General features: G+C 53.5%; 19 protein-coding genes. 7 read left to right on the top strand and 12 right to left on the bottom strand.

The window, feature by feature from the left end; genetic code table 11:
• Positions 1-135: 135 nt before the first annotated feature.
• The 4 genes from xylF to LF95_RS19610 all read left to right on the top strand — a co-directional run bounded on the left by xylF (position 136) and on the right by LF95_RS19610 (position 4,859).
• Positions 136-1,167, top strand: a complete 1,032-nt coding sequence (xylF, locus tag LF95_RS19625; RefSeq protein WP_073956883.1) for a D-xylose ABC transporter substrate-binding protein — start codon at positions 136-138, stop codon at positions 1,165-1,167.
• A 79-nt stretch (positions 1,168-1,246) separates the two neighbouring features.
• The gene (locus LF95_RS19620) at positions 1,247-2,512 is read left to right on the top strand and encodes a sugar ABC transporter permease (RefSeq protein WP_252509838.1); all 1,266 of its coding nucleotides are present in this window, start codon (positions 1,247-1,249) and stop codon (positions 2,510-2,512) included.
• A gap of 12 nt (positions 2,513-2,524) precedes the next feature.
• Complete coding sequence (locus tag LF95_RS19615; RefSeq protein ID WP_073956882.1) at positions 2,525-3,334, top strand: ATP-binding cassette domain-containing protein; 810 nt, start codon at positions 2,525-2,527, stop codon at positions 3,332-3,334.
• A gap of 220 nt (positions 3,335-3,554) precedes the next feature.
• On the top strand, positions 3,555-4,859 hold the full coding sequence (locus tag LF95_RS19610; RefSeq protein WP_073956881.1) for an ROK family transcriptional regulator: 1,305 nt from the start codon (positions 3,555-3,557) through the stop codon (positions 4,857-4,859).
• Between the two features lie 54 nt (positions 4,860-4,913).
• Here LF95_RS19610 and LF95_RS19605 read toward each other — a convergent pair whose 3' ends face one another.
• Complete coding sequence (locus tag LF95_RS19605) at positions 4,914-5,306, bottom strand: DUF983 domain-containing protein (protein ID WP_371440833.1); 393 nt, start codon at positions 5,304-5,306, stop codon at positions 4,914-4,916.
• Positions 5,307-5,561: 255 nt separating this feature from the next.
• Between LF95_RS19605 and LF95_RS19600 the strand changes: the two genes are divergently transcribed.
• Positions 5,562-6,941, top strand: coding sequence for an aminotransferase-like domain-containing protein (locus tag LF95_RS19600; protein WP_073956880.1), 1,380 nt, complete (start codon positions 5,562-5,564; stop codon positions 6,939-6,941).
• 94 nt (positions 6,942-7,035) lie between these two features.
• Here the strand turns inward: LF95_RS19600 and LF95_RS19595 are convergent, their stop codons facing one another.
• Together LF95_RS19595 and LF95_RS19590 are read right to left on the bottom strand one after the other, a co-directional pair.
• On the bottom strand, positions 7,036-7,998 hold the full coding sequence (locus tag LF95_RS19595) for a threonine/serine dehydratase (RefSeq protein WP_073956961.1): 963 nt from the start codon (positions 7,996-7,998) through the stop codon (positions 7,036-7,038).
• A gap of 5 nt (positions 7,999-8,003) precedes the next feature.
• A complete protein-coding gene (locus LF95_RS19590) occupies positions 8,004-8,996 on the bottom strand; it encodes an ornithine cyclodeaminase family protein (protein ID WP_073956879.1) in 993 nt (330 codons plus the stop codon).
• A 631-nt stretch (positions 8,997-9,627) separates the two neighbouring features.
• Here LF95_RS19590 and katG point away from each other — a divergent pair.
• A complete protein-coding gene (gene katG / locus LF95_RS19585) occupies positions 9,628-11,811 on the top strand; it encodes a catalase/peroxidase HPI (RefSeq protein ID WP_073956878.1) in 2,184 nt (727 codons plus the stop codon).
• A 157-nt stretch (positions 11,812-11,968) separates the two neighbouring features.
• Positions 11,969-12,493 (top strand): DUF6653 family protein, encoded by a 525-nt coding sequence (locus LF95_RS19580; protein ID WP_073956877.1) that lies wholly within the window; start codon positions 11,969-11,971, stop codon positions 12,491-12,493.
• Between the two features lie 16 nt (positions 12,494-12,509).
• Here LF95_RS19580 and LF95_RS19575 read toward each other — a convergent pair whose 3' ends face one another.
• Genes LF95_RS19575 through LF95_RS19535 form a run of 9 tightly spaced genes read right to left on the bottom strand, consistent with a single transcriptional unit; the run spans position 12,510 to position 22,773 of the window.
• Positions 12,510-13,286 (bottom strand): ABC transporter ATP-binding protein, encoded by a 777-nt coding sequence (locus tag LF95_RS19575; RefSeq protein WP_073956876.1) that lies wholly within the window; start codon positions 13,284-13,286, stop codon positions 12,510-12,512.
• Positions 13,280-14,347 carry a FecCD family ABC transporter permease gene (locus tag LF95_RS19570; RefSeq protein ID WP_073956875.1) on the bottom strand — a complete coding sequence of 356 codons (1,068 nt, stop codon included), beginning with the start codon at positions 14,345-14,347 and terminating at the stop codon, positions 13,280-13,282. The genes LF95_RS19575 and LF95_RS19570 overlap by 7 nt, the downstream gene beginning before the upstream one ends.
• Entirely contained in the window at positions 14,344-15,477 is a 1,134-nt protein-coding gene (locus tag LF95_RS19565; RefSeq protein ID WP_073956874.1) for an ABC transporter substrate-binding protein, read from the bottom strand. Before LF95_RS19565 ends, LF95_RS19570 begins: the two co-directional genes overlap by 4 nt.
• Positions 15,478-15,488: 11 nt before the next feature.
• Entirely contained in the window at positions 15,489-16,754 is a 1,266-nt protein-coding gene (locus LF95_RS19560; protein ID WP_143182115.1) for an MFS transporter, read from the bottom strand.
• Positions 16,754-18,667, bottom strand: a complete 1,914-nt coding sequence (locus LF95_RS19555) for an IucA/IucC family protein (RefSeq protein ID WP_083607828.1) — start codon at positions 18,665-18,667, stop codon at positions 16,754-16,756. Before LF95_RS19555 ends, LF95_RS19560 begins: the two co-directional genes overlap by 1 nt.
• On the bottom strand, positions 18,664-19,830 hold the full coding sequence (locus LF95_RS19550; protein WP_073956873.1) for an NAD/NADP-dependent octopine/nopaline dehydrogenase family protein: 1,167 nt from the start codon (positions 19,828-19,830) through the stop codon (positions 18,664-18,666). Before LF95_RS19550 ends, LF95_RS19555 begins: the two co-directional genes overlap by 4 nt.
• The gene (locus tag LF95_RS19545) at positions 19,830-20,312 is read right to left on the bottom strand and encodes a ParB N-terminal domain-containing protein (RefSeq protein WP_073956872.1); all 483 of its coding nucleotides are present in this window, start codon (positions 20,310-20,312) and stop codon (positions 19,830-19,832) included. Before LF95_RS19545 ends, LF95_RS19550 begins: the two co-directional genes overlap by 1 nt.
• Positions 20,309-21,349, bottom strand: a complete 1,041-nt coding sequence (locus LF95_RS19540; protein ID WP_073956871.1) for a PLP-dependent cysteine synthase family protein — start codon at positions 21,347-21,349, stop codon at positions 20,309-20,311. Before LF95_RS19540 ends, LF95_RS19545 begins: the two co-directional genes overlap by 4 nt.
• The gene (locus LF95_RS19535; RefSeq protein WP_073956870.1) at positions 21,346-22,773 is read right to left on the bottom strand and encodes a Y4yA family PLP-dependent enzyme; all 1,428 of its coding nucleotides are present in this window, start codon (positions 22,771-22,773) and stop codon (positions 21,346-21,348) included. Before LF95_RS19535 ends, LF95_RS19540 begins: the two co-directional genes overlap by 4 nt.
• Positions 22,774-22,847 lie beyond the last annotated feature (74 nt).

Here is a 22,847-nt window from a genome sequence, read left to right as displayed (position 1 = left end):
CTTCACACGCCTTTTTATTGTTATTTTTAATTTGAGACCCAAAAAAAATTTGACAGGCGCGATGCAACCCGTCAACATTTTTTCAACAACAAAAATAAATGTCATCCAAGGCAATTTTATTCAGGGAAGAAACAGATGAAAAAGCTCCTCTCCTCCGTCGCCCTTGCCGGCGCGGTGATGTTATCGACGCATGCCTTTGCCGCCGATCTGATTGTCGGGGTAAGCTGGTCCAATTTTCAGGAAGAACGCTGGAAAACCGACGAAGCCGCCATCGTTGCGGCCCTTAAGGCTGCCGGGGCGGATTATATCAGTGCCGATGCCCAAAGCTCGCCCAGCAAGCAGCTGAGCGACATTGAAAGCCTGATTTCGCGCGGCGCGGATGCCCTGATTGTGCTGGCACAGGATTCCGCCTCGATCGGGGCGGCTGTGAACCAGGCAATTAACGAAGGCATTCCGGTTGTGGGTTATGACCGCCTGATTGAGAACCCCAACGCATATTATATAACCTTTAACAACAAGGAAGTCGGGCGTTTGCAGGCCGAGGCGGTTTTTGCCAAGCAGCCAACGGGGAATTACGTTTTTATCAAGGGCGCACCGACCGACCCGAATGCCGATATTTTGCATCAGGGGCAGCTTGAGGTTTTGCAATCCGCCATTGATAGCGGCGACATCAAGGTTGTTGGCGAAGCCTATACCGAAAGCTGGCAACCTGCCATTGCCCAGCGCAATATGGAACAGTTCCTGACCGCCGCGGACAACAAGGTGGATGCTGTTGTGGCCTCCAATGACGGGACCGCTGGCGGGGCAATTGCCGCCCTTGCCGCACAGGGTATGCAGGGCATTCCCGTTTCCGGCCAGGATGGCGACCATGCCGCGCTGAACCGCGTTGCCCTTGGCACTCAAACCGTATCGGTGTGGAAGGATGCCCGCGAGCTGGGCAAAAAGGCAGCCGAAATTGCGGTAGAGCTGGCAAAGGGCACCAAACTGGGTGATGTTACAGGTACCCAGGACTGGACCAGCCCGAATGGCACGGTCATGAAATCCTATTTTCTGAAACCGGTAGCGATTACTCAGGATAACCTGAATGTCGTGATTGATGCGGGCTGGGTCAGCAAGGATGTGGTGTGCAAAGGGGTTGAAAGCGGCAAGGTTGCGGCCTGCAACTAAGCCTTTTTCTTTCGACCTTGCGAAACCACAGGGCCGGTCTGGAGACCAAACCGGCCCTGCTGCCTGACGAGCATATCAAATGACACAGCTTTTCGCCAAAATGGAAATTGACCGCCGCCTGGTAGGTCTGGCGGCGGTGCTGCTGATTATCTGGATTGGCTTTGACATCGCCTCTGGCGGGCGTTTTATCACCCCGCGCAATATTTTTAACCTCTCTGTCCAAACCGCCTCGGTCGCGGTTATGGCCTGCGGCATGGTCCTGATTATTGTGACACGCCATATTGATCTTTCTGTCGGCTCCATTCTGGGGGTGCTGGCGATGATCATGGGCGTTATTCAGGCCGATATTCTGCCGGAGTTTCTGGGCTACAACCATCCGATGACCTGGATCATCACCCTGCTGGCAGGCGTGGCAATTGGTGCCGTAATTGGCGGCATTCAGGGTGTTGCTGTGGGCTATTTGGGTGTCCCGGCCTTTATTGTCACGCTGGGGGGGCTTTTGGTGTGGCGCGGGGCGGCATGGTGGGTAACACAGGGCCGCACTGTTGCGCCGCTTGATGCCAATTTCATGCTGCTGGGGGGCGGTATTTATGGCACGATTGGCGCAACCTGGAGCTGGATTGTCGCGGCCATTGCCATTTGCGCCATTATTTATAATGCTGTGATGAGCCGACGGCGCAGGCTGGCCTTTGAATTTCCGGTTAAACCGGTTTGGGCGGAATGGACCAATGTGTGCCTGATGGCCGGTTTGGTGCTTGCGGGTATTACCACCCTGAATGCCTATATGCTGCCAAGCCGTGCAGCTGAGAAAATTCTGGAAAGCCGGGGCATACCCGTTACACCGGAAAACCTTGAAATTTCACATGGCATTGCCATTCCGTTGCTGATTGTCGCGCTGGTAGCGATTGTGTTGACCATTGCAGCAAAACGCACCAGGTTTGGCCGTTATGTTTTTGCCATTGGTGGCAACCCGCAGGCCGCCGCCCTTGCCGGGATTAACGTTAAACGCATGACCGTGGCGGTTTTTGCCCTGATGGGGGTGTTGTGCGCCATTAGTGCGGCGATTTCTTCCGCGCGTTTGCAATCGGCGGGCAATGACCTTGGCACGCTAGACGAGCTTCGGGTGATTGCGGCTGTTGTGATTGGCGGCACGTCGCTTGCCGGGGGGCTTGGCACCATTTATGGCGCGCTGATTGGCGCCCTGGTCATGCAAAGCCTGCAAAGCGGGATGGCGCTTTTGGGGGTCGATACATCCCTGCAAAGCATCGTCATTGGCCTTGTGCTGGTTCTTGCCGTGTTCAGCGACAAATATTTCCACCGTCGTTACAGTGACCCAAGCGCATAAAGGAGACCGGAAATGTCTGATATCAATGCCGGTAAAAATCCGCTTGTTGAAATGCGCGATATTCATCTCAGCTTTGGCGGGGTCAAGGCGGTGGATGGCGTGTCGATTGACCTGTATCCCGGCGAAGTCGTCGGGGTGCTGGGCCATAACGGTGCCGGGAAATCAACCCTGATCAAGGTTTTGGCCGGGGCTTACACGCCCGATAGTGGCCAGATCATCGTGAATGGGCGCGAGGCAAAAATTGAAAATGCCCGCGACGCCCGCGACAATAAAATTGAAACCATCTATCAGAACCTGGCGCTGGCCGATAATCTGGATGCCGCGCAAAACCTGTTTTTGGGGCGCGAAATTGTGACCAGGGCGGGGTTTTTGGATGATGTGGCGATGGAACACAAGGCGCGCGAGGTGTTGCACCGGCTGAACCCGAATTTCAAAAAATTCAATGCCCCGGTTGCGGCCCTGTCAGGCGGGCAAAGACAGTCCGTTGCCATTGCCCGCGCCCTGTTATTCGAGGCCCGCATCCTGATCATGGACGAACCCTGTGCCGCGCTTGGGGTACAGGAAACCCGAATGGTGGGCGAACTGATTGACCAGCTAAAGAAAGACGGGTTGGGCATTTTGCTGATCAGCCATGATTTGCACGATGTTTTTGATCTTTCCGACCGTTTGCATGTGATGAAAAACGGCCAACTGGTTGGCACGGTTCGCACGGCCGACGTTAGCCATGACGATGTTTTGGGCATGATCATTTTGGGAAAAATGCCCGAACATTTAATGCACCTGGCGGGGCCTGGGGCAACCAATGTTCCGGCGCCTGCCTGATTTAGGTGGCGGTACGCTATAGGGCGCGGGTTCGGTGAGTGCGCCGAACCCGGCCACGCCTGCCGGTACATTTCCTGAGTATCCCCGGATATAGGACTGTTGTGCCAATTGCCAAACCGGGCCCGCACATATAACAATCATCGGGATAGGGGCACCCTGTCTCAAATCACTTTCATTGCCAAAGCCCCCTGCTTTGTTTCCTCATATCACAGGCCCCTGCATGAGCCGTCGTTCCGCCTCCGATATTCCACGTCAACCTTCCCAAATCGCCATTTTGCGATATTTAAGGCTGCATGGCCCGGTTGCCCGCATTGATATTGGTAACGCAACCGGATTAAGCCCGGCCTCTGTTACTTCGCTGACGGCTGATCTGATTGCGCAGGGACTGGTGCAGGAAATTCAAAGTGTACCGGGCACTAATGACGGATCAAACGGAGCATCAGGCAGCGGACTGGACCCGCATGGGGGGATCACGGGTGCGGCTGCGGGCAGTGGCAATGCGCGCGGACGGCCGAAAGTGTTGCTCGATCTGGTGCCAACAGCGGCTTATGTTATCGGCATCAAGATTACGATCAATCTGATCGAAATTGCGCTGGGCAATTTTAAAGGCGACATAGAACGCATCAGCGAACATCGCATTCAAACCCGCGACCTTGATGAACATTCACTGATTACAACATTATGCGCGTTGATTGAGCAGTTTATCGCCGAGCATACCGATGTCATGGCGCGAAACCCGGCAGGGATCAGCATCGCACTGCAGGGTGTTGCCGATAATAATAGCGGCGAAATCATGTGGTCCCCTGCCCTGCGCCATCGCCAGATCGCGGTGACGGAACCCTTGCGCGCCCGCTATGGCGGGCTGGTGATGATGTCGAACGATGCCAATTGCATTGCCACGGCGATTACACAAAATACCGCGCTGCATCATGGCGGTGATTTTGCCGTCATCATGCTGGGTTATGGTATTGGCATGGGGCTGGTTTTAAACGGCACGGTGTATAATGGCCCGTTTGGCGCTGCTGCCGAATTTGGCCATATGAAATATCAGCCCGATGGTCCGTTGTGCAATTGTGGCAAGCGCGGATGTCTTGAGGCCTATATCGGCGACTATGCCATCCTGCGCGATGCCAGTGCGCTGACTGATATGCCAAACGACACCACCATCAGCAATCGTTTGCACCCCAGCGAGCACCAGATGATGGCGCTGGTGGACAAGGCACGTTGTGGAAACGAGGAATTTGCCGATCTGTTTCGCCATGCCGGGAAGGTGCTGGGCTATGGCATTGCCAATCTTATTGCCCTGCTTGGCCCGGAACGGATTTTTATTACAGGTTCCGGTGCCCGTGCCTTTGATCTGATGGAACCCGACCTTCACCGCAGCCTGCAGGATGCCCAGGTGCCGGAATTACGGCGTGGCCCGCAAATCGTTCATCTGCCGTGGGACAAAGATATTGCGATTCAAGGGGCCATCGGGCAATGCCTGCTGCGATACGATGAAAACATGTTTGTAGTGCGGCCCTGAACCAAAACTCAGGTAGAGCATTAATTATTTGCCATATCACACTGATTATTAAGCTTATTTATCGTTTCCGTCATCAAGTTTGCCCTCTGCCGCCTTAAAATAATACTGGCAGGCGATGAGCCATCCCTTGAGCGGGCGTAACGGTGGAATACAGGTCAACAGCAAAAACGGCAATGTTGTTACCAGATGCACCCAATAGGGCGCCTGATAGGCAAGCTCGATCCACAGGCCCATGATCAAAGACGGAATGCAGGCAAAACAAATGACGAAAAAGGCTGGTCCATCGGCGGGATCGGCAAAGGAAAAATCGAGATCGCAATAATCGCATTTATCCGCAATTTTCAGAAATCCGGAAAACATGTGCCCCTGTCCGCAGCGGGGGCAGCGCCCGCGAATGCCAACCCCAACGGGGCGTAATGGAGGCCATTCATCATCATTCAGCATCATGTTTTCTCCGTGCGGTCTTTAGTGTATGGACAATGTATGGATTTATGCTAAAACTTTAAGTCATCCGATACGCTTGAATCGTCATGCCCGGTTCAAGAAAGTTTATAATAATATTTCAGCATGTTATCGATTGATTTAAATCATATCTTTGAGCTGATTTAACAATCATAGGTAGGCATAACACAAACGAACCGGTTGGTGTATGTCTTTTTGTCACAATGCACACTTGCAATTTATCCATACAATGAGGGGCGTATGTGGAACCCGTGGGTCAAGGAAAATGCCCGTCTAAAATATATCGGTATCGTCGATGCGCTTGAGGAAGACATTAACAATGGTCTGATCGCGCAGGGCGAACGCCTGCCCTCGCAACGGGCCATTGCAGAAGCGGTCGGGGTGGACCTGACAACGGTGACACGCGCCTTTAACGAGGCCCGAAAACGTCACCTGGTGGATGCAAGCCCCGGGCGTGGGACCTTTATTCGCAAGGGCGTTGAAGTCACCGGTGTTGTGAATGACCGGCTGCCGCTGATTGACATGAGCATGAACACCCCGCCCCAGCTTGCGCATATGAATTTTCGCCGGTTGTTTGCACATGGCATGTCCGACATTTTGTCGAGCAAAACCGGCCTTTTGAACCTGCAATATCAGGAAAGCCGTGGTGCGGAATTTGACAGGATTGTCGCGGCTGACTGGCTGTCGTCCCGTCTTGGCAGCGTTGCCCCCGAATGCGTTTTGTTAACTGCCGGGGCGCAGGTTGCGCTTTATGCGTTGTGCGATCTTTTACTGCAGCGCGGTGATGTGCTGGCGGCAGGAAACCTGACCTATCCCGGCTTAAAAGCCGTGGCTTTGCAACGCGGGCTGCATCTGGTGGGTTTGGAAATGGACGAACATGGCATTATCCCCGATTCCCTTGAAAAGGCATGTGTCGAGGATCGGCCAAAGGCGATTTATCTAGTCCCCAATATCGATAATCCGACAACGGCAACAGTGCCGCTGGAACGCCGTGCCGCCATTGCCCGCATCGCCCGTAAATATCGCATTGCGATTATAGAAGACGACCCCTATTGGCCGTTACTGGATGATAGAAACAACCGGGCCATCGCCAGTATTGCCGGGGACATCACCTGGCATATTGCCACCTTGTCAAAATGTGCCAGCCCTGCCCTTCGCATTGCCTATGTTGTCGCACCTGACCCCGCGCAGGCGCAGGGGCTGGCCGCGATCCTGAGAACAACCATTCTGATGGTGCCGTCGCTGATGTCGGCACTGGCAAGCCGCTGGATTGTTGAAGGTGTATTGCAAGATTTGGTCGCGGCCATCATTGCCGAAAATAACGCCCGACTGGCCCTTGCCAAAAGCGAATTGGGCCGGCCTTTCCATGCCAATCCAAACGGACATCATATCTGGCTGGAATTGCCGACCCATTGGTCGGCAGATAATTTTGCCCGACAGGCCGAACTGGCAGGGGTCGCCGTTGTTCCGGCATCGGCATTTGCCATTGGACGAAGCAACGCAAATGCCGTTCGCATTTCGCTCGGGGTTAGTCCAGACCGCGAAACCCTGACAGGTGGCCTGCGCCGATTGGCCCAGTTACAAAACCCCGATATGCTGTCGCCCCGTATTATCGTTTAAAGACGATTGCCCTGAACCAGGCGCAATTCCCGTGGTATTTCAGGCGTTTACAGCCCTGGATTTATGGCGGCTCAAGACAATCAGTCCTGCGGTTTTATTTGTAGATTTCTGCAAGGTCAGCCAGGTCCCAATTCCCACCAGACAATATGGCGCACACCTTTTCATCAGGTCGAACCTTAACATTACCCGCCAGCAAGGCCCCGACACCGATGGAGGCGGCGGGTTCCGCAATCAGTTTTGCGTCTTTGGCAAGGCTTCGCATCCCGGCAATAATATGTTCGTCTTCAACAAGAATGATTTCATCAACATATTTTTCAATGATGGGAAACGGGTTCTGGCCGGGAACGCTGATCCGCAGACCATCGGCGATTGTATTTTTCAGGGGCAATGACGTTCTTTCTTTGTTCAAACGGCTCTGAAAATATTTCGGTGTCAAGGCTGGTTCCACGCCGATCACGCGAATGGAGGGTTTCGTTTCTTTAAGAGCGGTGGCCACACCCGAAATCAGCCCGCCGCCGCCAACCGGCACAAGAACCGTGTCAATGTCGGGCATATCCTCCAGGATTTCACAGCCCATTGTGCCCTGGCCAGCCATGACCCTTGGGTCTTCAAAGGCATGAATAGGAGCATATTTGTTTTCTTCGGCGATTTCATACACTCTTTTCCAGCGGGCAGCCGTGTCGCCATCGAAAAGAATGACCTCGGCGCCAAGGGCCTTTGTATTTTCGATTTTGATCTTTGGTGTTGTCACCGGCAGCACCAAAATGGCTTTTACACCCAGCATCCTGGCGGCATATGCCAGCCCTTGCGCGTGATTGCCCGACGAGGTGGCAATAATACCGTTTGCGATTTCGTCTCTCGGCAACGACAGCGCCGTATTCAGGGCCCCGCGAATTTTAAACGCACCGGTGATCTGCAATGTTTCCGGCTTGAGATAAAGCTGGCAGCCAACCTGACGCTCGATTTTATCGGCATGTAAAAGCGGTGTGTGCCGGATATGAGGCTTCAGTCGTGCTCGTGCTTCGTGGATGTCCTGGAGGGTCGGGTAATTGCGCATGACCATTACTCAAAAAAGGTAAAAAAGGAGCCGATATTTCTGTTTATCGCGTTCTGATAAATTCTGTTTGCCGTTGTATTGTCCTGTATGGCCATGCCGGTGGAATCAAATAGAGTGATTTCGTCTTCACTCTCCCGCCCGGATTTGTGCCCCAGCAGTATTTCGCCAATCTCGGCATGGATGCCATCGCGGGTGATGATATTGTTTTTAACTGCGTGGCTGGTTTCGCCTTTTTCGCAGCACTGCGAAACGGAATCGACAACAACTTTGGCAATGCCAAAAATTTCGGGGTCAAATTCCTGTTTGCCAGGCGCATCTGCACCAATGGCGACAATATGTGTCCCGGGTTTTACCCACGATGCTTCAACGACGTCCCCTTCACCCCGGGTTGTTGTGACGAGGATATCAGCCTGTTCAACTGCTTCCTTTTTGGAAGTGGCGATGATAACGGGGATCCCAAATTCCTGCTCGATTTCCGTCTTAAAAAGTAACCGCTTATCCGACGTCCGGCTCCATGCGTGAATTGCGTCAATCTTCATGACTTCAGTTAGCGCACGTATCTGCATCCGTGCCTGGTTGCCTGTTCCAACACAGCTTATTGTTCGGGAATTTTTGCGGGCCAGTGCCTTCGCCGAAACGGCACCAGCTGCACCGGTACGAAGCCCCGTGATCAGGCTGCCATCCATAACACAAATCAGGGTGCCACTTTTCGCATCAAACAAAAGAACGGTTCCCATGCTGTTGGGGACACCATGTTGTTCGGGATTATCCGTGAACCCGCCTGAATGCGCCTTCATCGAAATGATTTCACTAGTTCTGGAATAACCGAGCTTGAAATCAATCTCGCCACGATGATCGGGTAATTTGATCCCAATATAGCCCGGTTGTACAACCTGCTTGCTGCTAAACGCCTTATAGGCATCTTCGACTGCGTCTATCACGTCGGGCATTTTGATCAACTGATCTACTTCACTTTTTTTTAGCAGAAGTGTTTTCATTAAAATACCTTACCCTGAAAATGAGTCGCAGCCAGTCTGCCCCACAAGCCTTCCAGATTGCACCGTCAGGAAACAAGTTCTGTGGCCCGATTGTCATCAAAGGATTTTGCGCTCTCTTTTCCCAATAATATGCCGAATGCGATCCTGTTTTCCCAATTTATGATTACATTCGGCCTGTCGGCGAAATTTCCTAGCGAAAACGATATCCCCCTGCCTGACCGAGCACTGTTCTATGTGTTCCGAATGCCACCTTTGACAAACACCACATTATTGCCAGACTTTCCGCCAATATGAGGGATAATTGTTGGCACGAGGGTTTGCATACTCAAGCACTAACTCGCCTTCCAGAGAAGGGCCTTCGCAATAGCGCTGCCAATTAATCGAAAAAAACTATCAAAAAATAAAAAAATAACTATTTCACCTATCGGGCAATTCCACGCTAATTTTTTTCTACAGCAAAAACACACCGACACAGCACACCGCGACAAAGAACAAGCCATACACCTAAGTTGAACATTGACTTGGACATAAACGTATTTCGCACATATTCTGATAATCAGGCCATGCGTTTACAAAAGTCCTGATCAAGACAACAAGCGGCACACATCTCAGCCAGCATACGGAGAGAGAAATGGACGGAAAAGCAACAACAGGCAAATGCCCGGTCATGCATGGCGGTCAAACCGCCCTGGGCACCACAGTTATGGATTGGTGGCCCAATGCCCTGAATTTCGACATTCTGCATCAGCATGACGCCAAAACCAACCCGCTGGGCCAGGATTTTGATTATCATGAAGAACTGAAAAAGCTGGATGTCGAAGCTCTGAAAAATGACCTTCGCCAGCTGATGACCGAAAGCCAGGATTGGTGGCCGGCAGACTGGGGCAGCTATGTTGGCATGTTCGCCCGTGTCGCCTGGCATGCCGCAGGATCCTATCGTCTGGCCGATGGCCGTGGTGGTGGCGGTACCGGCAACCAGCGTTTTGCCCCGCTCAATTCCTGGCCCGATAACGTAAATACGGATAAAGGCCGCCGTCTGCTCTGGCCGATCAAAAAGAAATATGGCAACAAAATCTCCTGGGCGGATTTGATCATTCTGTCGGGCACCATTGCCTATGAAGTAGCCGGTCTGAAAACCTTTGGTTTTGCCTTTGGCCGCAAAGACATCTGGCACCCGGAAAAAGACATTTACTGGGGAGCTGAAAAGGAATGGCTCGCCCCGAGCGATGGCCGCTATGACGATGTTTCCAAGCCGGAAACGATGGAAAACCCGCTTGCCGCCGTGCAGATGGGCCTGATCTATGTGAATCCGGAAGGTGTTAACGGCCAGCCGGACCCGATGAAAACCGCCGCCCAGGTGCGTGAAACCTTTGCCCGTATGGCAATGGATGACGAAGAAACCGCCGCCTTGACCGCCGGTGGCCACACCATTGGCAAATGTCACGGGAATGGCGATGCCTCCAACCTGAGTGCCGAACCCGAAGCAGCCGACGTCACCGCACAGGGCATGGGCTGGATGAACACCAAGGGTCGTGGTATTGGCCGTGACACGGTTGTTTCCGGTATCGAAGGTGCCTGGAGCAAAAACCCGACCGAGTGGGATATGGGCTGGTTTGACCTGCTGTTTGGTTATGAGTGGGAACTCAAGAAAAGCCCGGCCGGTGCCTGGCAGTGGATGCCGATCGACATTAAAGAAGAAGACATGCCGGTCGATGTCGAGGACCCGTCGATCCGTTGCATGCCGATCATGACCGATGCTGACATGGCGATGAAGGTTGACCCGACCTATAACGCCATTTGCCAGAAATTCATTCAGGATCCTGAATATTTCTCGGAAACCTTTGCTCGTGCGTGGTTCAAGCTGACCCACCGTGACATGGGACCGAAGGCCCGCTATTTTGGCCCGGATGTGCCGAGTGAAGATTTGATCTGGCAGGACCCGATCCCGACTGTGGATTACACCCTGTCGGATAGCGAAATAGCTGATCTGAAGGCAAAGCTGCTGAATTCCGGGCTGAGCAGTGCTGAACTGATCAACACCGCCTGGGATAGTGCCCGTACCTATCGCGGTTCGGACATGCGCGGTGGTGCCAATGGGGCCCGCATTCGCCTCGCCCCGCAAAAGGATTGGGAAGGCAACGAACCGGACCGTCTGGCAAAGGTTTTGAAAACCCTTGAGGGTATTCAGGCTGGCCTGGACAAAAAGGTCTCGATTGCGGATCTGATCGTTCTTGGCGGGACGGCAGCGGTTGAAAAGGCCGCCCATGATGCGGGTGTAAACATCACTGTTCCGTTTGCAGCCGGCCGTGGCGATGCCACCGATGACATGACCGATGCGGACAGCTTTGACGTTCTGGAACCGCTGGCAGATGGTTTCCGTAACTGGTTGAAGAAAGACTATGTGGTTTCGGCTGAGGAAATGCTGCTGGACCGTGCCCAGCTTCTGGGGCTGACAGCACCGGAAATGACGGTTCTGGTTGGCGGTATGCGCGCCCTTGATACCAACTATGGCGGGACCAAGCATGGCGTCTTTACCGACCGTCCGGGCAAGCTGACGAACGACTTTTTCGTCAATCTGACCGACATGGCCTATAGCTGGAAACCGGCAGGGCAGAACCTTTATAACATCGTCGATCGTAAAACCGGCGATACCAAATGGACCGCAACCCGTGTTGATCTGGTATTTGGTTCCAATTCGATCCTGCGTTCCTATGCCGAGGTTTATGCCCAGGACGACAACCTTGAAAAATTCGTCAAGGATTTCGTTGCCGCCTGGACCAAGGTGATGAATGCTGACCGGTTTGATTTGCAGTAACCCGGTAACTGACTGAGACATAGAGCCATTTGGCTTGAACATTGGAACACTCCCGGTTTTGCGGCCGGGGGTGTTTTCTGTTTTATCGCGATCCAGACTGGTGAAAAGGCGCAAGGCCCCTTACCATGCGTTGTGCGCAAAACGAGGAGCCTGCCATATGGTGAAACTTGCCGAACGGGCCGAAAAGCTGATGGGCATGTCGCCGGAAATCTGGCAGCGCCATGCCAACCCCTGGAGTGGCTGGAGCCGCGTTGCCGCCCTGCCCCTGATCAGCCTTGCCGTTTGGAGCCGCATCTGGATTGGCCCCTGGGCATTGCTGCCCTTTGCTGTTTCCCTGTTATGGTTATGGGTTAATCCCCGGCTGTTCCCGCCCCCAAGGGATACACATAACTGGATGTCCCAAGGAGTGTTGGGGGAACGAGTGTGGCTGAACCGCCAGAAAATCCCGATCCCGCATCATCATCTTCGGATGGGGCATATCCTGAATACCGTTTCAGCGCTCGCCAGTGTCCTCTGGCTTGCCGGGCTGATCTGGCTTGATATTTGGGCAACCCTGTTTGGGATGAGCATCATCATGCTGGCAAAACTGTGGTTTATCGATCGCATGGTCTGGCTTTATACCGATATGCAGCCAGACCATCCCGAATATGCTGCCTGGATGAAAAATAAGGACAGCAGGTAAACTAATATTCTATGGGTTAGACATATTCGTGTAACGCGCCATCCACAATTACGCGTGTTTGCCCGGCACTGCACGGCTCCAGCCGGGCGCGTACCCGGTAAACATCCTGCAACAGAGTTTCTGTAATCACATCCTGTGTTGCCCCCCCCGCCACCAGCGACCCGTTGGCGATGACCAGAGTATGATCGGCATAGCGCAGCACATCGTTTAAGTCATGCAATGCCATCATCACCAGCATATTGCGTTGTTTGGCAAGGTTGCGCATCAAGGCAAGGATCTGGTGGCTGCGGCTAAGATCGAGGGCCGATGTTGGTTCGTCCAACAGCAAAACGCTCGGATCACGCACCAGCGCCTGCGCAATGCTGACAAGCTGCATTTGCCCGCCGCTAAGCTCCCCCACCGGCCTGTTGGACAAATCAAGAATGCCCAGCAAATTCAGGGTCTGATCGACTATTTCCATGTCTTGCTTTGAAACATGCCAATCTCCGCCCTGCTTTTTAGCCAGCAAAACGGCCTCATAAACACTCAGCGCAACGGAAACCATTGTGTTTTGCGGTACGTAACACATCCCATCACGCGATGATTCCTGACTTTCGCCCTTGTTTTGATAGTCAACATGCCCCGGTCCTTTAATCAGGCCGCAAATACGCTTAAACAGCGTGGATTTTCCCGCCGCGTTCGGGCCGACCACGGCAATCACATCGCCACTATAAAAAGGTCCGGCAGAAATATCGGACAGTACGGTTTTTTTACCCAGCCGCGCACCAACCTGGTCAAGTGTCAGAACTACCATAGTTTTTTTGAATTCGTCAGAACAAGGGAAACAAAAAACGGAATACCCACCAGCGATGTCACAATGCCAATAGGTAAAATTGCGCCGGAAATCAGGGTTTTGCTGGCAACCGAACTGGCCGAGAGCAACAGCGCCCCAGCCAATGCCGATGCGGGAAGGAAAAACCGCTGGTCCTCGCCAATCATCAGCCGGGCAATATGCGGCCCGACCAGGCCAACAAAGCCGATTGTTCCGACAAAGGACACCGGAATAGCGGCGAGAAGGCTGACCAGCATCATGGTTTCCAGGCGCAACCGCCCAACGCGAATGCCAAAACTGGCGGCCTTTTCATCGCCCATACGCATCGCGGTCATGGCCCAGGCACGTCGGACAAAAATTGGCATCACAATTGCCAAAATGGCACAAACGACAAAAAACTTGGGCCAGGTCGCCTTGGTCAGGCTGCCCATCGTCCAGAACACAACGGCAGCCAGACCTTCGGATGAGGCCAGAAACTGCACAAGGGCCAACAGCGCGTTAAAGCTGAAGACCATTGCGATGCCGAGCAACACGATGGTTTGGGTATTTGCACCGCGCCGCATGCTCAGAAGATGAATGACCAATGCCGCCAGCATCGCCATGATGAACGCATTGACCGGCACCATGATGGCGGTTGCCACCGGCAAAACCGTAATGCCAAAGGCCAGCACCAGCGATGCCCCAAACCCGGCAGCCGCCGAAATACCCAGTGTAAAGGGGCTTGCCAGCGGGTTGTTCAAAATGGTTTGCATCTGTGCCCCGGCAATCGCCAGGGCCGCACCTACAACCACGGCCATTGCCGCGACCGGCAGGCGAATGTCGCGCACCACCACCGAAACCTGGTCCGTTACACTGCCTGACAAAAACAGGGCGCGCACCACATCGACCACCGGGATACTGGCCGGGCCAAGTGACAGATCAAAGCAGATGCTGACGAACAGGGCGGAGCCAAGCCCCGCCAGTAATAACAAACGGCGACGGACAACATGCCGATAATGTTGTCCGCCGATTAATTCCTGATTTTTAATGTGTCGCAATTTCATGGCTTTGTCTTCAGGCTGGCAAAATATCCCGGTTGATAGTCAATCGGCAAAAATTGTTCATGAAATTCTCGAAATGTCTCATCAGGATCAAGATCACCAAACAGGTCTGGATGGAACCATTTGGCGAATTGCTGAATGGCAACAAATTGATAGGGACTGTTGTAAAACTGGTGCCAGACAGCATGAAACGCGCCGTTTTTTTGCGCTGCAATCCCGCGATAGGCTGGCCGTGTCGGATAAAATGCCAGTTTCTTTTGCACCTCGTCCATATCGGCCCCCGGCCCGACCGGCACCCATTTTCCCCCTGGCACATAGGCCTGCCAGTCGGCACTGGTGACAATCACCTGATCAGGATTGGAAACAATCACCTGTTCGGCATTAAGCTGACCGAATGTGCCAGGAAGGATGTCTTTTGCGATATTATCGCCGCCGGCCATTTCGACCATCGCGCCAAAATTGCCATTTCCGAATGTATGGCAGCAATCCTGGTAAAATCCGGCGGCACGATCAATGAACACCTTGGGGCGCGGCGGGTTGGCTTTTGCCAACACATCCGTCACCCGGGCGATCTGGGCACGGCGAAAATTGATAAAGGCTTCGGCGCGTGCTTCCTGCCCGAATAGTTTACCCATCAGGCGCATGGAAGGTTCGGTATTATGTTCAGGATCATGCCGGAAATCGACATAGGCCACCGGGATGTTCAGGCTTGCGAGTTTCTCGACAAAGTTCGCCTCATCTACCGCCTTTTTGGTTTCAAGGTTCAGAAAAACCACATCGGGTTTTTGGGCAATGGTTGTTTCAATATCAATCAGGCTTTGCTCCAGCCCCGAAAAAGTCGGGATTTTGGCGAATGCGGGAAAGGCCTTTTCATATTCATGATAGGTGCCTGGGTCCGCCTCGATCAAATCATTGCGCCAGCCGACAATGCGTTTGGCCGGGTTTTCACGGTCCAGCATCGCGATGACATAAAGCTGGCGTCCCTCGCCCAGTACAACACGGTTAACCGGTGCATTTACCTGAAGTTTACGCCCGGCAACATCCGTAATCGTGATCATGTCAGCCCGAACAGAAGCCGTAAATGCCATCAATGCGGTGACTGTGACGGCAAAAATGCCTGCGATTTCTCTCATTATTCTCAATTTTACTCTCCCGGAAGGCGGGCAACGGAGTTTTGGCGCATCATGGCGATACGCACGGTGGCCGTTATCCCCAGCCCGATAAAATAGATGAAGGCGACAAAGAAATAGATTTTCGACAAGCCAACAGACTGGCTAAACAAGCCCCCCAAGGCGATGCCGGTGATGGAGGCAAATTGCGAACTGCTTTGGGCAATTCCCAAGACATGTCCCTGGTGGTTTTCGCCTGCCGCACGCGAGATCAGGGCGGTCAGGACCGGGGTGGTTGCGCCGAGCAAAACACCCCAGGAAAAATACATCACGGTAAATACCGGGACCGAGCGGGTTAAACCGGCCACCAGTGTTACAATAACGCACCCGGCAATGATGGCGCACATCCGGGCCAAAACATCGCCCATGTCGCGATTTTCAAAATGACGCGCCCAAAACGATGCCGAAACGACAAACCCCATCGCCAACAGGCCGTAACACAGGCCGACAAGCCAGTTTCCGACATCAAAAGTTGACAGCACGTAAATCGAGAACGGGGATTGCGTAACCATACGCGCCATTAACAACACCCCCAAAATCGTCAATAGAGACAAGATTTGCGGGGATCGCAAAACGCTAAGGGAGGCAGCAGATACGTTGGAGGTGTTGTTTTTTGCCGTTGTCGTCTTTGCTGGTGCCGTGTCGTGGCGATGGGCTGCACTAACCGTGGGCAGTAAAATGGCAACCGCACCGATACAACCGACACACAACAGACCGGCGGAAAAATTGATCCAGAAAAACGCGGCATGATCCAGGATCACCCCGCCTATGAGTGCGCCAAGCAACGAGCCAAGATTGGTGGAAACCTGCAAATAGGCAAACAGCTTTGCCCGGCGGGCCGGGTTTTCAATGCTGACACCATAGGCCTGCGCCGGCGCGATATAACCGGCACAGGCGCCCTGTAAAAACCGCAACAGCAAAATGACAAAAACATCATTGGACCATGCCAGGGCAAGTTGCGTAATCGCCAGCCCGGCCAGAGCACGGATCATCATGGCCTTGTGACCATAACGGTCGCCCAAACGACCCCAAAATGTGCTGGTCAGCATAATGCCCAGCATCGGGCCAACATAAACACCGATGCTGGCGATGGTGAATATCTGATCGGAGCTTGCCAAAGCACGCAAATGAACGGGCCAAAATGGCCCGCTCATTTCCATTGCGCCCATCGAGACAAGCTGAATGATGAACAGGATGTGTATTTTCCAGCGGAGGGGAATCCGCGCATGAACCGGCATCATCACGCGTTATATGCCCCACTTGCCATCGGGTTGGGTAATTGATGCTGAATGCGATAATCCGCATATTTTTGCAGGTGCATCCGCAAGACCGACCGGGTTGACCAGCCCTGCTCCAGAAACTGGCCTTTTTCCTGTTGCCAGAAATCGGCATCCGCGATCCGGTCACGCAACGCGTCAAACACACCTTCGGTTTCCTGCCCCATCACGCGCCAGAGAACATCATCCTCCAGCCCGTAATGCCGGGTTAAAACCTGTGCAACTTCGTGCAAATGACAGACAAAACAGGCATCAATGACAAAGGATCGCACCGGTTCGATGTCATCATCAAAGATGGTCGGCAAAATCCCCTTGTAATAATAGGATTTCAGATCATAGCCCCGTCCGTTCAACAACGGCCGATAGGCACGACCATCGCCAAAATCGCGGATCAGCATCCGCACGGGTTTGCCTGCCGGATCAAACAGAATGGATGTATTTTGCTGATGTGCTTCGAGGGCAACGCCATAAAGCATGTAAATCTGAATGACCGGGTTAATGACAACCCAGGCGTAATCCCGGAAAAAGGCAATAACGTCATCGGCCGTTGCTGGCCCATCAGAACCATCAACCAGTTCCGCGATCAGGGGACGATCACCCGAAGGCGCACGGGTTAACAATGACGCGACCGTTACCGGCAACAGGTTGTCTTTCCGGTCCAGTTTGCCATTGGTTGTGCGGAAAATGACCGAGAGGTGCTTGCCTTCGGCATCATCCTGGCGTTCGGCATGTTTGTAATGAATGCCAACATCCTCGGTGAACATTTCAAGGGTTTGATCAAACCCGTTTTCATCGGCCAGGATCTGGCGGATGACGGTGCTGAAACGCGGCCCCATATGAATGGATTTTGCCTGCAAGGTGCGCATTTCGCTGGTCAGCCAGATGGCAACCGGCAGCTTGATGAAGGGGGTGGTTTCACCCTCGACCGGCAGCATAGTCCTAAAGGACATGCTGGGACGGGTTGCAATATCCGGCCCGGCAAGGCGTAAAATGCCTTCGTCTATCTCGGCGCGAAAATGCGATTTGACATGATTTTCCAAATGCCAGGCATGAATGGGCAGTGGCAGCCAGTTTTCAACGTTCTCGCCGTCCGCACGCAGTATGTCGCACCATTCGTCCCAGGTTTCCCGGTAATTTTGCGCAAACCAGTCATGGATATTATCAATCCCGGCCATACATTCGAGATGCGCCATATCGCGGCGCAAGGCGGCCAGCCGCACCGGCACAATGGCGGAAAACTCCGGCGACAGGCTGATCACTTCCTGCACATCCAAATTGGGTTTGGTTTTCCAGGTCGGATAAAACGGGTGTCCTTCCAGCGAGCCCCACTGATCAAGCAGAATGGCCGCATCGCGCACCGAATAAGCCTGCCGGAGATAGTCAATCAGGCCGCCTGCGTGATGATCCTTGATGGCCTGTTGTAACTGGTCATTCCAGTCTTTGCGAAAGGCGCGGGCCAGCACATCGTTATCGATACTGTTGGCGATGTCTCGCTTCAGGTTTTCCGCTCCGCTATCGGCGGGGTCAAAGTCAAAACAGGGCAGCAAAAGGTCAATCAGATCGGCGACTGTGGTAACAACATGCCTGCGGCCATCTTCATGAATCACGGCAATATCACCATGATTGGTAAATGTATTGGCCGGTGACTTTTGCAAATCATCAAAGCACAGCAGACATTTTTGGCCCCAGATCGGAAAAATGGCGGCGTGATGGTTTCCGATAAACACCAGTTTGCCGGAATCGAGGATATTTTCGGCAAACAGGCAGCGGATCACGCGTCGCATTGCGTTGCGTTGGGCGAAGTTAAATGCGCCGGGAACAACCGATAAACTGGAACCGGTATTCGGGGTGAAATGAACGGGAAGGTTCTGATTCATAACGTAGGTCTTTCCGTCGGCCAGTGTTTTGGGAAATAATCAAGAGACGAGCGGTTCAAACCGCCCATATGGTCTACACACCAGCTAAAAATCTCTTGGATATGCGGCAGCGGGACAGCCATGCGCCGGCCCATTTCAACAAGCAGCGCCAGGCCAAAGGCCACGTCTTCATGAAAGGCACGGCTTTGCCGGTCCATAACCCAGCCCTCGCCGTTTTCATCGGCAACCAGCGGGGCCTGTATGCCTTCATAGGCGCGGTTAGTTGTCAGCACGCTCCACATCGTGTGCGGGTCTTTGATCTGATTGCCATAGGCATCGGCAATCTCGTCTTTTAGCGGGCGGACTGATGACAGATCGATTTTAAGGTCGCTGGCGATTTTGTGGCATAGTGCCTGACTTTCGGCATCACAGCGTTCGAGAAAATAGGCCCCGATCTCCGGGCAATCCGACCACCAGCAAAGTGGTGCCTCAAACGCCCTGTCCCGCCATTGCCCGTAAGGTCCGATCAGCCCGTAAATAACCGAACTGTGCATGATCGGATTGCCCGGTGTCAGGGTGATTTCAAGGAAACTTTCCAGCAAATCCACCCGGGTTTGATAAAGACGTTGCAAATATTGCTGCAATACAACGCCATCCGCCCTGTCTTCGCGGTCATGCAAGGCAACGTGCAAAACACTTTTTGCCCCGCCCATGCGCACCGATTGCCCCGGTATCAGGTCAAAGGCGGTGTGAGGCACGTCTTTCATGCCCCAAATCACGATATTGTCGCGCGCGCCCAGCACATTTTCAGCCAGCCAGTCAAACCCGCAAAAACCGGGAATGGCGCCCAGAAACACCTTTTTGTCCGCCGGCAGGAATTCGACCATTTCCTGCAACGCAGCCAGCCGGACGTGGGCGGGCTGTGTCATCACCACAATATCGGCATCCATCAGAACATCCCCGGCATGACAACTGACATCATCTAGCCGGGCCGAGAGTGTGCCGCCATCGGGCAACAGCGCGGTAAAATCATCACCCGCCTGATACCGGGCCACAATATCGCGGTTATGTGTCAACAGCCGAACTTCTACATCGGCAAGCTGTTTGAACAAAATCGCATTTAAATGCCCGGTGCGCCCGCCACCACAAATAACCACCCGAAGGGGATGCTGTGTTTCCATCATCAGGCAACCCCCGTTCCGAAATGGTGCGATTGCGAGGTTAGAACCGAAACGGACTGGTTATGTCGGACCGGGGCGCCATAAAGACGATCAAGACCGATCCCCGCAGCCTGTAACCAGCTTTCGGGGAAAACATGACGTGTCGTCTTGATTGGATATAACCGCCGCTCCTGGGCGCGGGTGCGAATGTCATCCGGTGTCACGGTAATGTCCGCCCGGCGCGAGGTAACAGAAACCGAATGATAATCCGCCAGCAGGCAGGGCACATAGGCAAGCCCTGCCTCCAGTGCCACGGACAGGCGATGATGTCCGTCCATGACAATCAGGTTTTCCCATTCAACAATAACGGGGCTGGTCCAGATACCCGCTGTTTCGATCTTCTGCCGTAAATTGCGCGCATGATCGCCGTCATGTTCTTCATGGGCGCGCAAACGATGCGGGTTAATCAGCACAACCGGATGTTTGCAGGATGGCAGATTGATCATGCAACCTCCTCAAGCAAATCGGCATCGGTTTTGTAAGTGTGGCGAACCGGCATCCATTCGGCCATTTGTTGCCAGACAGCCGGGCTTAACAGCTCGCGTTCCGCCAGCCATTGCCGATTATAAACACTGTGCAGATATTTCTCGCCACCATCCGCGACAGAACATACAACCGTACCGCCAATGCGCCCGCTGTGAAGATATTCAAGGGCGGTATAAATCGCCCCGCCGGACGATCCACCAATCAAAAGCCCGGTATTTTGGGCAATATAGCGTGCGGTCTCGAAGGCCTCGGCATCGCCAACCTGTGTGCCGATGTCAATCACGTCATAATCAAGCACCAGGCCAACTTCGTCGCCCTTGGGGGTTCCCGTACCGGACTGATAATAGGGATGGCCCGGCTGTCCAAAAATGATCGAGCCCTTCGGCTCAACCCCGATGGTGACAATATCGGCGTTATACTGCTTGAGATATTTGGCAATGCCGCTTAACGAGCCACCGGTGCCGGTACAGCCACAAAAGGCATCGACCTGGCCATCCGTCTGGGCCAAAAGTTCTTCGACAAACCCCTTATATCCTTCGGGATTGGCCGGGTTATCTGACTGGTTCATAAAGATGGCACCGGGAATTTCGGTGGCAAGGCGCGCGGCTGTTTGCTGACGTTCAACAACGGCAACTTCATCTTCGGCGTAATCGCCTTCAACAAATTTCAGCTCCGCCCCCAGGGCACGCATCACGGCAAGTTTGTCGGGGGCTGCGTGATGGTCAACAACTGCAATAAAGCGAAAACCCATTTCGGCGGCGACAATCGCCAGGCCAATGCCGGTATTGCCCGACGAGGATTCCACAATGGTGCCGCCCTTGCCCAAACGGCCATCGCGGATTGCCGCCAGCACCATACTGCGCGCCATGCGGTCTTTCATGCTGCCGCCGGGATTATTTTTTTCGATTTTCAGCAAAAACCGGGCATTGGGAGCCGCAACAGGCAGTTCCAGAAGCGGGGTATTGCCAATCAGGCTGCTTACCTTGTCGTAAATCATTGTTGTGCTCCCTTGGCATTAACGGCGTTAACTGCGATATCGGCGTGAACGGTTGTCAGATCGGCATCAAGCGAGATGCGACGCGGCATCGGAACCCGGTGGAATTCGTTCTCCAGAAGGTCCATCTGGTATCCGGCGGTGTTGCCATAAACGAGAAGATCGCCACGCTTTGGCACCGTAAAAAATGTGATCAGGCGATTGGAAACGACGTCTTCTTCCAGGCAGCTATGACCGGCAAGATAAGCCCGTATCGACGTTTGATCAGGGCTTGTCTGATGATGTCCGTTCTGTTGTGACGGGATCAAAATGGGATCGATCAAAAATTCGGAGGCAAACCAGGTTTCGCAGGCGCTAAAACTGCTGCCTTCCACAAAGATGACATGGTGGCCGCCCTCAAGTTCCTTGACCCGGCTGATGCGAAAAACGGAAATCGCGGTTTGATCGGCTAGGCTGCGCCCCGGTTCGATCCCGAGCGTGATGGCCTGGTTTTGCAAATAGCCTGCAATGGTTTGATCCGTCTCGCCTTTTGCCGACAGAAATGTTTCCAGCCAACCCGCGGCATCCATTTTATGGCCATAGGGATAAAAACTGCCCGGGAGCATGGCATTGCGATAATGCTCGGCATCCTGGCGGGCCAGAAAGGCGTCATAAGTCTCGGCATCCACATAACGCACCGGCAAGCCGCCGCCGATATCGATCAAGGAGACCGCAAGGCCTAAATCGCGGGCAGCTTCAACCCATTGGGTCAGTTCCCAAAAGGCGGCAATGCGGGTTTCCGGCGCATATCCGCCCAGATGAAAGTGAAAACCTTCAAAGGCAAAACCGGCCGCATGCCGGGCGATCATCTCCAGACACGATCGCATGTTGTACGCCGAGATGCCAAACCGGCTTTTTACCGCACTGTTTGGCCGATATCGCAAAATGATCCGCGCTTTCGGGGCGTGATCAAGACTGGACAGAAGCTGTGCGAGATCTTCAAGCTCCTCGCAGGAATCAACAGAGATCAGGGCCTGCTGATCGATCAGTTCTTTATGAAATTCTGGTGTTTTTGCAGGCCCCGAAGCACATATCTCCCGCCCTGCGCACCCCGCATCAAGCGCATCGCGCAATTCATAGCGACTTGAGACATCTACGCCCAAACCAGCTTTTACGGCCTCGCCAACAAGCGATTGCGACTTATTCACTTTTGCGGCGTAAAAAATTTTTGCGCCAACAGAATATTGCGTGATTGCGGCATGCAATTTGGCAAGATTGTCATTCAATATGGACGGGACAACGATGTTTAACGGTGATCCGTATTGCTGAACCCAGTTAAACAGGTTGTCCTGATGATATTCCAGCAAGCTCGAAATCCGAGGATGCAGGATCGGCGGTAAAGACAAATCGTTTGCTGACAGCAAACCTGGCCTGGAGATATGTGTCATTGATGTATTCCCGATAAGCCATTTGAAGGTTTATTGCTGATAATTCGTGTCCCATATCAGTCGTTAAGTGCCAG

Origin of the sequence: Thalassospira sp. TSL5-1 (assembly GCF_001907695.1) — a bacterium.
In the GTDB taxonomy this organism is placed as follows: Bacteria; Pseudomonadota; Alphaproteobacteria; order Rhodospirillales; family Thalassospiraceae; genus Thalassospira.
This window is presented reverse-complemented; position numbering and strand designations above follow the sequence as displayed.

Excerpts from the sequence above, each read along its gene's own strand:
- LF95_RS19535 (WP_073956870.1), bottom strand. The coding sequence starts at position 22,773 with ATGACACATATCTCCAGGCCAGGTTTGCTGTCAGCAAACGATTTGTCT.
- LF95_RS19565 (WP_073956874.1), bottom strand. The coding sequence starts at position 15,477 with ATGAGAGAAATCGCAGGCATTTTTGCCGTCACAGTCACCGCATTGATG.
- LF95_RS19540 (WP_073956871.1), bottom strand. The coding sequence starts at position 21,349 with ATGATTTACGACAAGGTAAGCAGCCTGATTGGCAATACCCCGCTTCTG.
- LF95_RS19615 (WP_073956882.1), top strand. The coding sequence starts at position 2,525 with ATGTCTGATATCAATGCCGGTAAAAATCCGCTTGTTGAAATGCGCGAT.
- LF95_RS19590 (WP_073956879.1), bottom strand. The coding sequence starts at position 8,996 with ATGAAAACACTTCTGCTAAAAAAAAGTGAAGTAGATCAGTTGATCAAA.
- LF95_RS19595 (WP_073956961.1), bottom strand. The coding sequence starts at position 7,998 with ATGCGCAATTACCCGACCCTCCAGGACATCCACGAAGCACGAGCACGA.
- LF95_RS19560 (WP_143182115.1), bottom strand. The coding sequence starts at position 16,754 with ATGATGCCGGTTCATGCGCGGATTCCCCTCCGCTGGAAAATACACATC.
- katG (WP_073956878.1), top strand. The coding sequence starts at position 9,628 with ATGGACGGAAAAGCAACAACAGGCAAATGCCCGGTCATGCATGGCGGT.
- LF95_RS19605 (WP_371440833.1), bottom strand. The coding sequence starts at position 5,306 with ATGATGCTGAATGATGATGAATGGCCTCCATTACGCCCCGTTGGGGTT.
- xylF (WP_073956883.1), top strand. The coding sequence starts at position 136 with ATGAAAAAGCTCCTCTCCTCCGTCGCCCTTGCCGGCGCGGTGATGTTA.
- LF95_RS19550 (WP_073956873.1), bottom strand. The coding sequence starts at position 19,830 with ATGATGGAAACACAGCATCCCCTTCGGGTGGTTATTTGTGGTGGCGGG.
- LF95_RS19620 (WP_252509838.1), top strand. The coding sequence starts at position 1,247 with ATGACACAGCTTTTCGCCAAAATGGAAATTGACCGCCGCCTGGTAGGT.
- LF95_RS19555 (WP_083607828.1), bottom strand. The coding sequence starts at position 18,667 with ATGAATCAGAACCTTCCCGTTCATTTCACCCCGAATACCGGTTCCAGT.
- LF95_RS19570 (WP_073956875.1), bottom strand. The coding sequence starts at position 14,347 with ATGAAATTGCGACACATTAAAAATCAGGAATTAATCGGCGGACAACAT.
- LF95_RS19545 (WP_073956872.1), bottom strand. The coding sequence starts at position 20,312 with ATGATCAATCTGCCATCCTGCAAACATCCGGTTGTGCTGATTAACCCG.
- LF95_RS19600 (WP_073956880.1), top strand. The coding sequence starts at position 5,562 with ATGTGGAACCCGTGGGTCAAGGAAAATGCCCGTCTAAAATATATCGGT.
- LF95_RS19610 (WP_073956881.1), top strand. The coding sequence starts at position 3,555 with ATGAGCCGTCGTTCCGCCTCCGATATTCCACGTCAACCTTCCCAAATC.
- LF95_RS19575 (WP_073956876.1), bottom strand. The coding sequence starts at position 13,286 with ATGGTAGTTCTGACACTTGACCAGGTTGGTGCGCGGCTGGGTAAAAAA.
- LF95_RS19580 (WP_073956877.1), top strand. The coding sequence starts at position 11,969 with ATGGTGAAACTTGCCGAACGGGCCGAAAAGCTGATGGGCATGTCGCCG.